Source organism: Pseudomonas sp. G7(2022) (assembly GCF_052660475.1).
In genome coordinates this window covers 674,932-690,984 of record NZ_CP109659.1, presented here as the reverse complement: position 1 = coordinate 690,984, position 16,053 = coordinate 674,932, and the positions used below count along the sequence as shown (strand labels likewise).

Below are 16,053 nucleotides of genomic sequence, written 5' to 3'. Positions count from 1 at the left end.
CGAATCTGCAAGTTGCAGCACATCGCTCAAGCACCTCGGTCAGTCCCCTCTCCCTCCGGGAGAGGGTTAGGGTGAGGGGGCGGTTGAACAGGACACCACCAATGCCAACTGCCATCTACCGCTTTATCTGCGCCATCGCACTTTTGCTACCGATGGCCGCCCACGCCAGCGACGCCGAAGACTTCGTCGCCGCCAACCCGACGCAACAGGCCAAACTGCTGGAAGCCTGGGCCGCGCAGCCCGATCCGGCGCGTGTCGAACTGATCAACGCCCTGCAACAAGGCGAACTGACCGTCGACGGCCAACCCAAAACCCTGCGCCTGAACAACCGCCTGCGGGGTCTGATCGACACCGCACTGGCCAGCCACCAATTGCTCGCCGCCGACGCCAAAACCCGTCTGAGCGCCGCGCAGCAATTGCAGAAAAGCGCCAAACCGGCGCAGCTGAAATTCCTCGACCAGCAACTGGCTGGCGAACAAGATGAAAACGTCCACGCCGCCCTGAGCCTGGCGCTGGCCAACCTGCAACTGGTCGACACTGACCCGGCGGTGCGCCTCGCGGCCGTGCGTCTGCTCGGTGAAACCGGCGACCCATTGGCTCGCACCCGACTTGAAGGCCTGCTCGAACCCGGCATCGAAGCCGACGCCAACGTGCGCACCGCTGCTGAAACCAGCCTCGCCCAGGTCAAACGCAAATTGCTGGTTGGCGAACTGCTCGGTCAGGCGTTCAGCGGCATGTCCCTCGGTTCGATTCTGTTGCTCGCAGCCCTGGGGCTGGCGATCACTTTCGGCCTGCTCGGCGTGATCAACATGGCCCACGGCGAAATGTTGATGCTCGGCGCCTACTCGACCTACGTCGTGCAGTTGATGTTCCAGCGCTACGCCCCGCAGGCCATCGAGTTCTATCCGCTGATCGCGCTGCCGGTGGCGTTCTTCGTCACGGCCGCCATCGGCATGGCCCTGGAGCGCACGGTGATTCGTCACCTCTACGGCCGGCCACTGGAAACCCTGCTCGCCACCTGGGGCATCAGCCTGATGCTGATCCAGTTGGTGCGTCTGGTGTTCGGTGCGCAGAACGTTGAAGTGGCGAACCCCGCGTGGCTGTCCGGCGGGATTCAGGTGTTGCCGAATCTGGTGCTGCCGTACAACCGCATCGTGATCATCGCTTTTGCGTTGTTCGTGGTGGCGCTGACCTGGCTGCTGTTGAACAAGACCCGCCTCGGTCTGAACGTGCGCGCCGTTACCCAGAACCGCAACATGGCAGCCTGCTGCGGCGTGCCGACCGGACGCGTCGACATGCTCGCCTTTGGCCTCGGTTCGGGCATCGCCGGGCTCGGCGGCGTGGCCCTGAGTCAGATCGGCAACGTCGGCCCGGACCTGGGTCAGAGCTACATCATCGACTCGTTCCTGGTGGTGGTGCTCGGCGGTGTCGGCCAACTGGCCGGCAGCGTGTTCGCCGCGTTCGGCCTGGGCATCGCCAACAAGATTCTCGAACCGCAGATCGGTGCGGTGCTCGGCAAGATCCTGATCCTCGCGCTGATCATTCTGTTCATCCAGAAACGTCCGCAAGGCCTCTTCGCACTGAAAGGACGGGTGATCGACTGATGAACCAGCCTCTACTAGTCACGGCCACACAAAAGGCCGGCCCGAAAGTCACCCTCGCTGTCGGCGCGGTGGTTCTCGCCTTGCTGATCGCCCTGCCGCTGCTGTCGCTGTTGCCGGCGGACAATGCGCTGCACGTTTCCGCTTACACCCTGACGCTGGTCGGCAAGATTCTCTGCTACGCCATCGTCGCCCTGGCGCTGGATCTGGTCTGGGGGTACGCAGGTCTCCTGTCGTTGGGCCACGGCCTCTTCTTCGCCCTCGGCGGTTATGCGATGGGCATGTACCTGATGCGTCAGGCCGCCGGTGATGGTCTGCCGGCGTTCATGACCTTCCTGTCGTGGACCGAGTTGCCGTGGTACTGGAGCGGCACCGGCAGCTTCCTCTGGGCGATGTGCCTGGTGGTGTTGGCGCCGGGGTTGCTGGCGCTGGTGTTCGGTTTCTTCGCGTTCCGTTCACGGATCAAGGGCGTGTATTTCTCGATCATGACCCAGGCCCTGACCTTCGCCGGCATGCTGCTGTTTTTCCGCAACGAGACCGGTTTCGGCGGCAACAACGGTTTCACCAATTTCCGCACGATCCTCGGTTTCGGCATCACCGAACCCGGCACTCGTGCGGTGCTGTTTCTGGCGACGGTGCTGTTGCTGGTGGCGAGCCTGTTCATCGGCTGGCGCCTGGCCCGCAGCAAGTTCGGCCGGGTGCTGACGGCGTTGCGCGATGCGGAAAACCGTTTGATGTTCTGCGGCTACGATCCGCGCGGCTTCAAGCTGTTCGTCTGGGTGTTGAGCGCGGTGTTGTGTGGTCTGGCCGGTGCGCTGTACGTGCCGCAGGTGGGGATCATCAACCCCAGCGAAATGTCGCCGACCAACTCGATCGAAGCCGCCGTGTGGGTGGCCCTCGGCGGGCGCGGCACCCTGATCGGCCCGCTGCTCGGCGCCGGTGTGGTCAACGGCATGAAGAGCTGGTTCACCGTGGCCTTCCCCGAATACTGGCTGTTCTTCCTCGGCGCGCTGTTCATCGTCGTGACGTTGTACCTGCCCAAAGGCGTGATCGGTCTGCTGAAGAAACGAGGTGAATCATGAGAGTCACGGCGAGCGCTGAATTCATGCTGGAACCGGCCTTTTTCCCGGTGGAGCCCAACAAGGACGAAGGCACCAGTCGCGACTCGATCGGCCTCGGGCAACGCGTCGGTCCGGGCCTCGACACCCGTCACGGCACGATCCTGACCCTGGAAGACATCAGCGTCAGCTTCGACGGCTTCCGGGCGCTGAACAATCTGAATCTGTACATCGGCGTCGGCGAACTGCGCTGCATCATCGGTCCCAACGGCGCGGGCAAGACCACGCTGATGGACGTGATCACCGGCAAGACCCGCCCGAGCCATGGCAAGGCGTGGTTCGGCGAAACCCTCGACCTGACGCAGATGAGCGAAGTGCAGATCGCCCAGGCCGGCATCGGTCGCAAGTTCCAGAAACCGACGGTGTTCGAAGCGTTGAGCGTGTTCGAGAACCTGGAGCTGGCGCAGAAAACCGACAAGTCGGTGTGGGCCAGTCTGCGGGCGCGGTTGAGCGGCGAGCAGAAAGACCGGATCAGCGAAGTGCTCGACACCATTCGCCTGACCACCTCGGTCAATCGCCCGGCGGGGTTGCTGTCCCACGGGCAGAAACAGTTTCTGGAAATCGGCATGTTGCTGATGCAGGACCCGCAATTGCTGTTGCTCGATGAACCGGTGGCGGGCATGACCGACGCCGAAACCGAGTTCACCGCCGAGCTGTTCAAGTCGCTCGCCGGCAAACATTCGCTGATGGTGGTGGAACACGACATGGGCTTCGTCGGCTCGATTGCCGACCACGTCACCGTGTTGCATCAGGGTAGCGTGCTGGCCGAGGGGTCGCTGGAACAGGTGCAGGACAACGAGCGCGTGATCGAGGTTTACCTCGGCCGCTGAAACTGCAAACACCTTTCCAATGCGGGGATTTGAGGAGATCTGGAAATGCTGCAAGTCGACAAGCTGCACCAGTATTACGGCGGAAGCCACATCCTGCGTGGCCTGAGCTTTGACGTGAAGGTCGGCGAAGTGACCTGCCTGCTCGGCCGTAACGGCGTGGGCAAGACCACGCTGCTCAAATGCCTGATGGGCCTGTTGCCGGCCAAGGAAGGCGCGGTGAACTGGGAAGGCCAACCGATCACCACGTTCAAGCCGCATCAACGGGTACACGCCGGGATCGCCTACGTGCCGCAGGGCCGGGAGATTTTCGGCCGGCTGACCGTGGAAGAGAACCTGCTGATGGGCCTGTCGCGTTTTCCCGGCAGCCAGGCCAAAGAGGTTCCGGCGTTCATCTACGAGCTGTTTCCGGTGCTGCTGCAAATGAAACAGCGGCGCGGTGGTGACTTGTCCGGCGGTCAGCAGCAACAACTCGCCATCGGCCGCGCACTGGCCAGCCGTCCACGACTGCTGATCCTCGACGAGCCCACCGAAGGCATCCAGCCGTCGGTGATCAAGGAAATCGGCGCAGTGATCAAGAAGCTCGCCGCCCGTGGTGACATGGCGATTCTGCTGGTGGAGCAGTTCTACGATTTCGCCGCCGAGCTGGCCGATCAGTACCTGGTGATGTCCCGGGGCGAGATCGTGCAGCAGGGCCGTGGAGAAAATATGGAAGCCGAAGGTGTGCGCGGGCTGGTGACTATTTAAGGTTACGGTCTAATCTGTAGCGTCCTAACGATAATCAGAAAACATGAACTTACCTGTTGCGACTGCCCTGTTTACCCCGAGCTGGCACGCCGAGCTTGAGCTGGCCTACGCCCGCTTCGGCGATTGCACACGACCGACCCGACGCCGGCACCTCGGCCCGCTGCGGGTGCAAAAGCACCTGTACGCCGAAGGGCCCGAGGTCTGCCAGCACATTATCGTCCACCCGCCGGGCGGGATTGCCGGCGGTGACCGGCTCGACATCAGCGCCCGCGTCGAACAGGGCGCCTGGGCACAGATCACCAGCCCCGGCGCGGCCAAGTGGTATCGCGCGGCGGGGCCCGCTTATCAGTCGCTGAACCTGCATGTCGCTGATGGCGCGACACTGGAATGGCTGCCCCAGGAAACCATCGTCTACAGCGCCGCCCAGGCTGAACTCACGACCGCGATCGACCTTGAAGGCGATGCGCGGCTGTTCTACTGGGACGTGGTGGCGCTCGGTCGTCCGGCCAGCGGCGAGCGTTTCGACCTCGGGCATTTCCAGGCGCATCTGGATATTCGCCGTGATGGCCGGTTGTTGTGGCATGAGCGTCAGCGCATCGTCGGTGATGACGGCTTGCTGGATTCGCCGATCGGGCTGGATGGCAATCCGGTGTTTGCGACGTTGCTGGTCACCGGTGAAGTCGACGCTGAATTGCTGGAGCGCTGCCGCTCGCTGGAGCACGAAGTGCGCGGGGATCTGACGCAATTGCCCGGTCTTTTGGTCGCCCGTTGCCTGGCCAGTGAAGCGTTGCTGGCGCGGGCGTGGCTTATTGAGTTGTGGCGATTGTTGCGGCCGAAATTGATGGGACGCGAGGCAGTACCGCCAAGAATATGGAACACCTGAAAACCAGCCCTCACCCCCCGCCCTCTCCCGGAGGGAGAGGGAGCCTGACCGAGGTGCCCTGAAAAGAAATTTTTTAACTCAAAAATGTTGCTGACTGAACTGGCCATTGCAAACGACAGCGATCTGTCCCCTCTCCCCCCGGGAGAGGGCTAGGGTGAGGGGCGGTTCCAACTGACACCCCCTCACCACAAGAACCACACAAACTGCCCAAATGGATTTAAAACGATGGACCTGACCCCACGCGAAAAAGACAAGCTGCTGATCTTCACCGCCGGCCTCGTGGCCGAACGGCGACTGGCCCGTGGCGTGAAGCTCAACTACCCGGAAGCCATGGCCTACATCTCGGCGGCGCTGCTCGAAGGTGCACGTGACGGCCAGACCGTGGCCGAGCTGATGCACTACGGCACCACCCTGCTGACCCGCGATCAGGTGATGGAAGGCATCCCGGAAATGATCCCGGAGATCCAGGTCGAAGCGACGTTTCCCGACGGCACCAAACTGGTCACCGTCCACCAACCGATCGTCTGAGGCCGCGCCATGACTTACACCATCCGCGATGCACTGCACGCCGACCTGCCGGCGATCCGCGACATTTACAACGACGCCGTGCTCAACACCACGGCGATCTGGAATGAATCCGCCGTCGACCTCGGCAACCGTCAGGCGTGGTTCAGCGCGCGCCAGGCCCAGGGGTATCCGATCCTGGTGATCGTCGACGCCGACAACACCACCTTCGGCTACGCTTCGTTCGGTGACTGGCGACCGTTCGACGGTTTCCGCCACACCGTCGAGCACTCGGTCTACGTGCGCAGCGACCAGCGCGGCAACGGCCTCGGCCCGCAACTGATGACCGCGCTGATCGAACGCGCGAAAACCTGTGGCAAGCACGTCATGGTCGCCGCCATCGAAAGCGGCAACGCGGCGTCGATCCGCCTGCACGAGCGTGCCGGTTTCATCACCACCGGGCAGATGCCGCAAGTCGGCACCAAGTTCGGCCGCTGGCTCGACCTGACCTTCATGCAACTGACCCTCAATCCTGGCGCGGAGCCACCGCCCGCCAACAAGGAGTGACACCGATGAACCCCGCCCAACTGCGACGCGTCAATGCTGAAAGTTTTGCGCACTATCGTCAGGGCCTGATCGACCTGCTGCTCGACGCCGTGGGGTATGGCGCCAGCGTCGGCTTCATGGCCGACCTCGATGCCGCGCAGGCCCGTGCCTATTTCGACGAAGTGCAGGACAACCTGAACAAGGGCAGCGTCTTGCTGTGGGTGGTGGTCAAGGACGAGCAGGTGCAGGCCAGCGTCCAGTTGAGCCTGTGCCAGAAAGCCAACGGCCTGAACCGTGCCGAGGTGCAGAAACTGCTGGTGCGCGAACACGCCCGGCGGCGCGGCCTCGGTCAGCAATTGATGGAAGCGCTGGAGCTGACGGCCCGCCAGTACAAGCGCGGCATGCTCTACCTCGACACCGAGGCCGGCTCCCCTGCCGAAGATTTCTACAAGGCCCTGGGTTACACCCGCGCCGGGGAAATCCCCGACTACGCCTGCGACCCGAGTGGCACCTATCGCCCGACGGCCCTCTATTACAAAGTCCTGCAAGGAGCGAACTGATGATTCCCGGCGAATACCAGATCCAGCCCGGCGACATCGAACTCAACGTCGGTCGCCGCACCGTCAGCCTGAAGGTAGCGAACAGCGGCGACCGGCCGATTCAGGTCGGCTCGCACTACCATTTCTTCGAAACCAACGACGCCCTGACCTTCGACCGCGCCGCCAGTCGCGGCATGCGCCTGAACATCCCGGCAGGCACCGCCGTGCGCTTCGAACCGGGCCAGAGCCGCGAGGTGGAACTGGTGGATTACGCCGGTCACCGGCGGGTGTTCGGGTTTGCCGGACGGGTCATGGGTGACCTCTGAATTTTGCGGCGCCTCCATCGCGAGCAGGCTCGCTCCCACATTAAACCGAGTTCCTCCAGCTGGAATCCGATCCCCTGTGGGAGCGAGCCTGCTCGCGAAAGTGAGCGCAGCGAACGATCTCAAAACCAATTGAATTCCAAGGCGAACACATGAAGATCTCGCGTCAAGCCTACGCCGACATGTTCGGCCCCACCGTCGGCGACAAGGTGCGCCTGGCCGACACCGAGCTGTGGATCGAGGTCGAACAGGACTTCACCACCTACGGCGAAGAAGTGAAATTTGGCGGCGGCAAAGTGATCCGCGACGGTCAGGGCCAGAGCCAGTTGCTGGCCGCTGAAGTGGTCGACACCGTCATCACCAACGCGCTGATCATCGACCACTGGGGCATCGTCAAGGCTGACGTCGGCCTCAAGGACGGGCGCATCGCCGCCATCGGCAAGGCCGGCAACCCGGACGTGCAGCCCGGCGTGACCATCGCCATCGGCGCCAGCAGCGAAGTGATCGCCGGTGAGGGCATGATCCTCACCGCCGGCGGCATCGACACCCACATCCACTTCATCTGCCCGCAACAGATCGAAGAAGCGCTGATGAGCGGCGTCACCACCATGATCGGCGGCGGCACCGGCCCGGCCACCGGTACCAACGCCACCACTTGCACTTCGGGGCCGTGGCATCTGGCGCGGATGCTCCAGGCCGCCGATGCGTTCCCGATGAACATCGGCCTCACCGGCAAGGGCAACGCCAGCCTGCCGGAGCCATTGATCGAACAGGTCAAGGCCGGCGCCATCGGCCTCAAGTTGCACGAAGACTGGGGCACCACCCCGGCGAGCATCGACAACTGCCTGAGCGTCGCCGACCAGTACGATGTGCAGGTGGCGATCCACACCGACACCCTCAACGAGTCCGGTTTCGTCGAAACCACTCTCGGTGCATTCAAGGGCCGCACCATCCACACCTATCACACCGAAGGTGCCGGTGGCGGCCACGCGCCGGACATCATCAAGGCCTGTGGTTTCGCCAACGTGCTGCCGAGTTCGACCAATCCAACCCGGCCGTTTACCCGCAACACCATCGACGAACACCTCGACATGCTGATGGTCTGCCACCACCTCGACCCGAGCATTGCCGAAGACGTGGCGTTCGCCGAAAGCCGTATCCGCCGCGAAACGATTGCCGCCGAAGACATCCTCCACGACCTCGGCGCGTTCTCGATGATCAGCTCCGACAGCCAGGCCATGGGCCGCGTCGGCGAAGTCATCACGCGCACCTGGCAGACCGCCGACAAGATGAAAAAACAGCGTGGCCCGCTGCCGCAGGATGGCGAAGGCAACGACAACTTCCGCGCCAAACGCTACATCGCCAAGTACACGATCAACCCGGCGATCACCCACGGCATCAGCCATGAAGTGGGTTCGGTGGAAGTCGGCAAGTGGGCGGATCTGGTGCTCTGGCGCCCGGCCTTTTTCGGCGTGAAGCCGACGCTGATCCTCAAGGGCGGCGCCATCGCCGCGAGCCTGATGGGCGACGCCAACGCCTCGATCCCGACCCCGCAACCGGTGCATTACCGTCCGATGTTTGCCAGTTACGGTGGCTCGCTGCACGCCACCAGCCTGACCTTCATCAGCCAGGCAGCACAGGAATCGGGACTGCCCGAAGCGTTGGGCCTGAAGAAGAAAATCGCCGTGGTCAAAGGTTGTCGCGACGTGCAGAAAACCGACTTGATCCACAACGATTACCTGCCGACTATCGACGTCGATCCGCAGACCTATCAGGTCAAGGCTGACGGTGTACTGCTCTGGTGCGAGCCAGCGGAGACCCTGCCGATGGCGCAGCGTTATTTTCTGTTCTGAAGAAAAACCCCGGTCGCCCGGGGCTGTCTCTGGCTAGCGAGCAGAGGTGTCCACCAAGTCCCGCGAGGTGCGTGGGTGAGCACCATCGGTTTCGACCGGTGCGGGCTCACCCGTTTCCAGCCGGGATAACTCAATCAGTTTCAGATTGCGCTTCAGTTCCCGCTCGATCTCGAGCATCTGCACGGCCTCCTGATAATCCGCACTGTGCAGGTCGTCCTCGAACCGGCCCTCGATGTCCGACTGTTTCTCTCTCATACGCTGATCCAGATCGCTGAAGGCCTGAGGATATTTCTCCTCGAGGTACTGTACCCAGTAATCGCGGCTGATCAGATCCTCATAGAACTGTGCGCTTTTTTCTGCGTTCACTACCGCGGCACGTGCAGCCGCCAGTTCTTCGCCCCGGATCGGCCGGGCAAACCGCATGTGGCTGGGTTGCCCCGGCAGACGCAGACCGTCTTCCCAGCCGGAGGTCAGAGCAATTCGATACTGCAGGCGTACTTCAGCCGGATCCGCGTGGCGCCCCATGCTGCGGGTGGCGAGTTTTTCCACCTCGCCCAGGCGGAACAATTGCCGCGACAAGTCGAGCAAGGCGCGCCCCTTGTTCGCAAGACCGGGCTGCAAATGGCGCAAGGCGTTGTACTCGAACACCTTGACCTCGATTTCACTCAACGCCAGGGTTCGCCCGTCGACGCAGGTCGTGTGCGTGGTGGCCATGGAAAACAGGGTGTCACGCAGCTCCTGGCTGCCATCGGCGGCTTCGACGATTTCCCAGACCCGACGGGTCAGGTCGGCGCGAAATACGCGGAATTCTTCGGTGTCCGGCATCCGCGACAGCAGGTGAAAGAACGCCGCGTTGTCGGGTTCGGCAGCCAGTCGCTGCCACATCGCCCGATAGCGTGCAGAGTCCTCCTCGGGCAAGTTTTCAATCCACGGTGTCACTTGCTGCTCAAGGACCGTTTCGGGGAGTGCCGGAATAACCTCGTCGGGTTCACTTTCGACCTCCAGGTCTTCGGCATCACTTTCGGTGGTGCTGTACATGTCATGGATCATCCGGTCGATGTCGGCATACGTCAGACCCAGCAGGTCGCGCCGGCCATGGGCATCGGCGTATTCACGCAGTCTCAGCAGACTCTGCTGCGATATTTCGTAGTTCTCCGCCAGATTGCTGCCGGCCAGTAACGCCGTATGGCTGCCGTCAAACAGCTCAGGGGGGATCGATGCAATTTCATTGTTGCTCAAGTCAATCGCCTGCAAGCGTGGGGCTTGCAATGCGCCCTCCGGCCAGGCAGTCAGCAGGTTATCGCGCAGATCCAGCCGCACCAGCTGCCCGAAACCCGTGACGTTGAACGAACGCAGGCTGTTATGGCTGAGGTCCAGCCACTGCAACTGCGTCAGCCTCTGCAGCGCTTGCCCCGTAGCTGCGGAATCCGCAAGACCGGTAAGCGACAGCTCCAGCCGCTCGAGCCGATGCATTTGTGCCACCGGTTCGGGCACTGCAGGCAAGTGATTGCCGCTGAGGTTGAGCCGACGTACCTGCGTGAACGCCCTGAGGAAACCACTGGAACCTTGTGAAGTGAGCTTGACGCCCCCCAGGTTCAAGCTACTCACTGCCGCAAACGTCGTACCCGGCTCCGGCAGGTTGCCCACCTGCAGACCGTTGAGATCCAGCTCTCGATCCGGGACGCCATTCCAGTCGACGGTGCCTTCGCGCCAGCACTCCATGATGCGCTGCGCGGCGAGCTGACGGGTGCGCGATGACACGACCCAATCCATGCCCCGGGTTTCATGGGTGAACAGCCAATCGTTCAGACGCCGCGTCAGGGACTCGAAGTCGCGGTCCCATGCGTCGATTTGCGCGCCGATCTGCACCTCGGTCAGGCCCGCGTCCTGCATCCGCTCGATGGCCTGTTGCGCCCGAGCGTTGTCGTATTGCGGGCGCAGACGCCGGACTCGGGCGATCCAGCCCGCCGGTCCCTCGCCTGCCAGCGGCGGCGGTAACGGCAGCAGTCGTCGGGCGATCACTGAGCCACTTTCGATGGGCGGGGTTCGATGGCGCGGTTCTTCCAGCGCAAAGCGCTGCAACGATCCGGGCAACAGACCTCTGGCTGTTTCGATGCGCTGGCGCGCTGTGAGCAGCGACGCTTTGGCCTGTGCAGTCAGCGGCGTACCGCTCAGGCTGGTATCGAGCAACAACGCGTCACGCGCCAGCAACGCGTCCGGCAGCGAGGTCAACCGGCTGTCACTCAGGTCCAGCCAGGTCAGTTCCGGCAGCTGCTCCGCACCCGTCGGCCATTCACGCAGGGCCGTTGCGCTGAGGTCCAGCGACTTCAGGCGATTCATTCCGCGCACATCGATACTGCTCAATGGGTTGTCATGCAGATTGAGCGTTTCAAGCGCCGGCAGATCCGCTGACTCCAGCGGCAGCGCAGACAAACCGCAATGGCTCAGGTCCAGTGTATCGACACCGCTGAAGGTACGAAGAAAACCACGCAGCTGTTCGAGCGGAACCTGCAGCCCTGCCAGATGCAGGCTTCTGACGTGGGTGAAGCCCTCGGCGGACAAGCTCGGAAGGCTGTCCATCGGCGAGCCGAGAATAGCCAGCACCGAAGCATCGTTGGGCGGGCTGACATAGAGGTTGTAGAACAGGCTTTCGGTACGTGCGCCATAGCGCTGGAACAACCCGCTGCGCCAACTGCTTCGCAACGCTTCGGCCACCGCCGCGCGTGCTGCACCGCCATTGAATACCGTCGGATCGGAACCGACCCATTCCTGAAGCCGGTTCAGTTCACTGAACTGCTCACTCAAGGTTTCGATCGCGGCAAAACGACTGCCGACGTCCGTCCACTGGGCCTTGAACCCCGGGCTCAAGACATCGAACAGGTTCGCTTCCATATCGACAAAACGCTTGAGTTCACCGCGACAATAATCCGCAACCATTTCGTCCAGATCGAGCAGATGCCGAGGTTGACTGCGGACAAACTCATAGATCGGCTTGAACACCCGACGCGGAAATTTCGACCAGTCCAGTGACAGGCCGGACAACAATCGCTGATGGCCTTCATAGATTTCCACCGGCAGAGTATTGATCGCGGTCGCTCGCAGATTCAGACGCTCGAGTCGCGGCAAATCCAGAACGCCCTGCGGCCACTGGTACATCTGCGGACTGACGACTTCGAGCCTGCGCAATTGGCGCATGCCAGCGACGTCGAGCGTCATGGGCACCACCGGATTCACCCCGCCGGCGGTACAGTGCAGCTCCAGCTCTTCCAGCCGGGTCAGCACACGCAGACGTGACGCCACCTGGCCGGTGATCGGCGTGGAGAGTTTCAGGCGGGTCATGTGTCGCAGCGTCTTCAATGTCGCGAGCACTTTGTCGAACTCCGCCACGCTTGCGCTCAGGACCAGTTTCTCTACATTGGGAAACGCGGCAAGCGTATCGCCGACCACCGGGGTGTGCAGCGTCAGTTCGCGAACGTGGGCAAATTCCGCCGGCAATGAGGGCAACGGCACGTCACTTATGAGTGTCAGGCGTGCCGCTTGCCAATTGTGCTCGGCCAACGGTGCATTGCGCCAGCAGTCCTTGATGCTTTGCACCACGCTGACTGACTCGCCACGGGGAGCGCGCAGGGGCAGGCTCTGCGACACCAGCCATTGATCGAGTGTCGTTTCCAGCCTCTGCCACTCGCTCAACCGGTTGTTGAGCAAATGAAAAATCTGTTGATCGCTCCTGCCCAACCGCCACTGCTCAAGAATAAAGCCTCGGGCCTGGGCGTCATTCAATCCCCGGTAAACGTTCTGCACGTGAACGGTCAACGCCGGGCTCGGCCCCGGCCCGTCACCACTGGCGGGATAGCCGAGCACGCCGGGCGCGATGCGTTGCGGCGGTTTGAACCATGGTTTTTCGGCGGTGCCTTCCCGCAGAATCCGGGCCGACTGGCCGCGTTCGGCGAGCGCCCGTTCGATGATCGTGCGCTGCAGATCATTGCTCTGCCAGACATTCGGCAGGCCCAGCCCATGACGAGCCTCATCGGGCAAGGCATGCATCAACGAAGCGTAAAAATTGTCGCCTTTGTGCGGAATGCTGTTGAGCGGTTCATCGCGCTCATTGACAGCCTGATAGGCATCCCCGTACTTGACGAGGTACTTGCGCGTCGAGGCGGTTTCGCTGCCGATGGCGTCCAGCATCGGCCCGTCAATGCTGCCCTCGCGGATTTCCAGACGCACGTCATTGGACCAGCCTGGCAGTCGTCCCAATGTCTGCAATGCGAGATGGCGGCTGTCGGCAGATGCCATGGTTTCACTGCGCAACCCGGCCATAGCTCGGGTCAGGCGACCCGTCTGGCCATACCAGCGACCGAGTTCCTGCAAATGCAACGGAACCTTCGCCGTACTGTCCAGCCTCGCCAGTTCTCCGGCATTCGCCTGACTCAGGACGGCGCTGGCCGCTCGCTCGGTCAGGCCGGGGATGATCCGTTGCAGCTTCGCCGTCCGGGGATCCACGGGGGCAGTACCTTTGAGCAGGCTTTCGAACAGCGCCGACTGCTGCGCGCTGGCAAAATCGGCCATCTGTGCGGCGAGCTCCCGGGGCCGTGCATCCCGAACGCGCGCCGGCTCGCCACCCAACAGACGAACCGTCTCGGCTTCATCCAGTGCCGCGAGAATGCGCGCAGGCAACGCACCGCCAAGTACCTCGTCCCGACTGATGCGGATCGGCGCCTTGCCCCCGCGCTTCACCCCGTAGCCGCGCGCGGTGCCCGACAGATCGGCCGCATCGTAGACCTTCAACTGCCGCCCCCACGGCCAGCGTGGCATGTCGGGCAGCAGTGGCAGCACCTGCAGATAACGATCGTCAATGGCCTGTCGCCCTGCAATCTGCTCGACGATCAGCCCGGCATCCCGCTCGGTGTTGAGCAGACGCATGGCATCCGCCAGTTCCGGAGGGGGCAAGGCATTGTCCAGATGCATCCTGCGCAAGGCGTCGTCGCTGACACCGGCCATATCGGCAAGGGTCAGCAGCTGCTCGTCAGTGAACGCATCGGTGCTGTAGCCGATGCGCCGCAAGAGTGTCAGCCGGTCCCAGTTCTGCGCACGCTCGAGCGTATGTCGCCAGGCGCCGGCGCCGTTGTGTGTCAGCAGCGGTTGATAAGCCTGTGGATCGTTTGGGTGATTGATTCGCCATGCCCTGAGCGACTCGTCATAAGTCTGCCGGTACGTCTTGCCTTCAAGCCGAATGTAGTGGTTTTGCCCGACCTCGTACTGCCCCAATGCATTCGGCACTGCACGCGAGTCCAGCGTGACCGGACTCGCGTAGTCACTCAGATCCGGCCTCCACAAGCGGGTCGTGCCATCGGGCATTTGCACCTGATGCAGGTTCTCGATGACCGGTGTCGGTCTGGCTGCGGTCAGCCGGGCGAGCCCTTTGCCGGCACCCGCCATCAGAGCCACCAATGCGAGGTTTTGCGCGACATCGATCAGGTGTGCCTTTGCAGCCTTGCGATCCCCCTCACTCCACTCGATGGCGCCTTCAAAGGTTTCTTCGAGCAGTTGCCCTGCCATCACCACCATCATCACTTCGCCCAGCACCGGCACGAACATCGAAACGCCAGTCAGCACCAGCATGCCGATGTTCAGCAGCGAGGAGAGCTTTTCCGAGCGTACTCTGGCATCGACATCCGCCGTGGGCACGGCATGGCTGCGAGCATCGGTAATCAAGCGGTCGCGATGCTGTTCGAACAGGTAATTCCATAGATCGACGTTATCCGCCCAGATCCCGTGGCCCTTGCGGGAAAGGTCCACAGGATTCAGATACGGATCCGCATTCGGCACCTGCGCGACCGGTGACGCCGGCGGCAACTCGCGAATCCCGACAAGCGCCCCGCTGAGGGGATTGAAGGCCTTGAGAATCTCATTGAGCAGCGAACTGTAAGGCTCCAGTCTCTGTGCGAATGTCCGGTCGGGTGTGTCTTCGGTGAACTGACTGAAAAAGTGTGGTCGGTCCGCATAGGCGACAAACTGACTGAAAAAGCGCTGGTAGGCATTCGGTTCTGCAGGATGAACCTGACTGGCGTCGCGAGCGGTGAAGCGCTGCTTGAACATCGCTTCGATTTCCCGGCCCTTGTAGCGTTTGAGCGGGTGATAGGGATCGCCCGGGATATACAGCATCGAATCGTCGCTGTAGCGGTACTTCTCGCAGATCGTGAACATCACACAACCGGTCATGCGCCGCCCCATCAGGCCCAGATCGCAGAACCAGATCTGCCGCTTGCCCTGACGCGGCGCCAGTTCGCCATTGAGGACCGAGCGAATCGATGCATAGTCTTCGCGCCCGATGTCGCCTTTGACCAGGGCCAGTTCGGCTGCCGCACGCAGGGCGGTCTTGTGCGCGTCGATGAATGTGTCGCGCAATGCATCCTCGGCCGCCGCGTCTTTGGGGTGCAGGAAATCCTTGAGATACGCCTGATATTTCGCCCCGATGTCCAGCGTACGACACAGACCGATGAACTGTTCGACAGTCAAACGGGTACTCAACGGCTGCAGAATGCCTGGCTTCGAGGTTTCAACGCGAAATCCCGACGTTTGATGAAACTCTCCACGTTTACCTTCACGGGCTTCGAAGTTGTGCAATGCAGCTTGCAGCAGAGGCAGTTTCATGACTTCGAAAAAATCGATTTCGATGGCAAAAATCCCCATCTCCACCGGTTTGTTCAGTACCAGCCAGGTCTTGTTGACGTCCAGCGTCACATTGAAACGGTCCTTGAGGGCCTGGGTCAGCAATGGCGCGGCGAAGCGGTCGATGTCCTGGAAGGTCGACATGGCCTTGTCTAGGCGCGACCGGGCAGCGAGGCTGTCGGCCGCAGCGTCACCCACGGCCTTGCGTTGCTCGCGGGAAGCGCGCCTGTACCAGTCCGGCGGGGCGGAGTCGGCATTCTTCAAGGCCTCGCGCTGGCGCAACGGTGCATTGACCAGCCACTGCGGGCTGGATTGCCGAAGAAAATCGGCGTGCAGACTCTGCGTCACGACCGGTCCCGGCGGCGGTGCGACGTTGTCCGGCGAAAGTGAATTGACGGGTGTGTCGGACATGGTTTCGCTCCTTGAAATGGAGCGAAAAGCAG

General features: G+C 62.3%; 11 protein-coding genes. 10 read left to right on the top strand and 1 reads right to left on the bottom strand.

From position 1 onward, the window contains the following. Positions 1 to 101 precede the first annotated feature (101 nt). From urtB to ureC, 10 genes are all read left to right on the top strand, one after another. Positions 102 to 1,604: an urea ABC transporter permease subunit UrtB gene (urtB, locus tag NE357_RS02985; RefSeq protein ID WP_169428661.1), complete on the top strand. Its 1,503-nt coding sequence runs from the start codon at positions 102 to 104 to the stop codon at positions 1,602 to 1,604. Then, the gene (gene urtC, locus NE357_RS02980) at positions 1,604 to 2,683 is read left to right on the top strand and encodes an urea ABC transporter permease subunit UrtC (RefSeq protein WP_169428660.1); all 1,080 of its coding nucleotides are present in this window, start codon (positions 1,604 to 1,606) and stop codon (positions 2,681 to 2,683) included. The genes urtB and urtC overlap by 1 nt, the downstream gene beginning before the upstream one ends. Then, positions 2,680 to 3,549, top strand: coding sequence for an urea ABC transporter ATP-binding protein UrtD (gene urtD / locus NE357_RS02975; protein WP_085746541.1), 870 nt, complete (start codon positions 2,680 to 2,682; stop codon positions 3,547 to 3,549). Before urtC ends, urtD begins: the two co-directional genes overlap by 4 nt. 45 nt (positions 3,550 to 3,594) lie before the next feature. After that, a complete protein-coding gene (urtE, locus tag NE357_RS02970) occupies positions 3,595 to 4,293 on the top strand; it encodes an urea ABC transporter ATP-binding subunit UrtE (RefSeq protein WP_169428659.1) in 699 nt (232 codons plus the stop codon). Positions 4,294 to 4,336: 43 nt separating this feature from the next. Continuing rightward, positions 4,337 to 5,176, top strand: a complete 840-nt coding sequence (locus NE357_RS02965) for an urease accessory protein UreD (RefSeq protein WP_169428658.1) — start codon at positions 4,337 to 4,339, stop codon at positions 5,174 to 5,176. Positions 5,177 to 5,401: 225 nt separating this feature from the next. Next, positions 5,402 to 5,704, top strand: coding sequence for an urease subunit gamma (ureA, locus tag NE357_RS02960; RefSeq protein ID WP_039766748.1), 303 nt, complete (start codon positions 5,402 to 5,404; stop codon positions 5,702 to 5,704). A 9-nt stretch (positions 5,705 to 5,713) separates the two neighbouring features. Further along, positions 5,714 to 6,247: a GNAT family N-acetyltransferase gene (locus NE357_RS02955; protein WP_169428657.1), complete on the top strand. Its 534-nt coding sequence runs from the start codon at positions 5,714 to 5,716 to the stop codon at positions 6,245 to 6,247. 5 nt (positions 6,248 to 6,252) lie between these two features. After that, positions 6,253 to 6,786: a GNAT family N-acetyltransferase gene (locus NE357_RS02950; RefSeq protein WP_169428656.1), complete on the top strand. Its 534-nt coding sequence runs from the start codon at positions 6,253 to 6,255 to the stop codon at positions 6,784 to 6,786. After that, positions 6,786 to 7,091: an urease subunit beta gene (locus tag NE357_RS02945; RefSeq protein ID WP_007915947.1), complete on the top strand. Its 306-nt coding sequence runs from the start codon at positions 6,786 to 6,788 to the stop codon at positions 7,089 to 7,091. The genes NE357_RS02950 and NE357_RS02945 overlap by 1 nt, the downstream gene beginning before the upstream one ends. A 149-nt stretch (positions 7,092 to 7,240) precedes the next feature. Further along, positions 7,241 to 8,941 carry an urease subunit alpha gene (ureC, locus tag NE357_RS02940; RefSeq protein ID WP_169428655.1) on the top strand — a complete coding sequence of 567 codons (1,701 nt, stop codon included), beginning with the start codon at positions 7,241 to 7,243 and terminating at the stop codon, positions 8,939 to 8,941. A 33-nt stretch (positions 8,942 to 8,974) separates the two neighbouring features. Here the strand turns inward: ureC and NE357_RS02935 are convergent, their stop codons facing one another. Then, positions 8,975 to 16,021, bottom strand: a complete 7,047-nt coding sequence (locus NE357_RS02935; protein ID WP_169428654.1) for an NEL-type E3 ubiquitin ligase domain-containing protein — start codon at positions 16,019 to 16,021, stop codon at positions 8,975 to 8,977. Positions 16,022 to 16,053 lie beyond the last annotated feature (32 nt).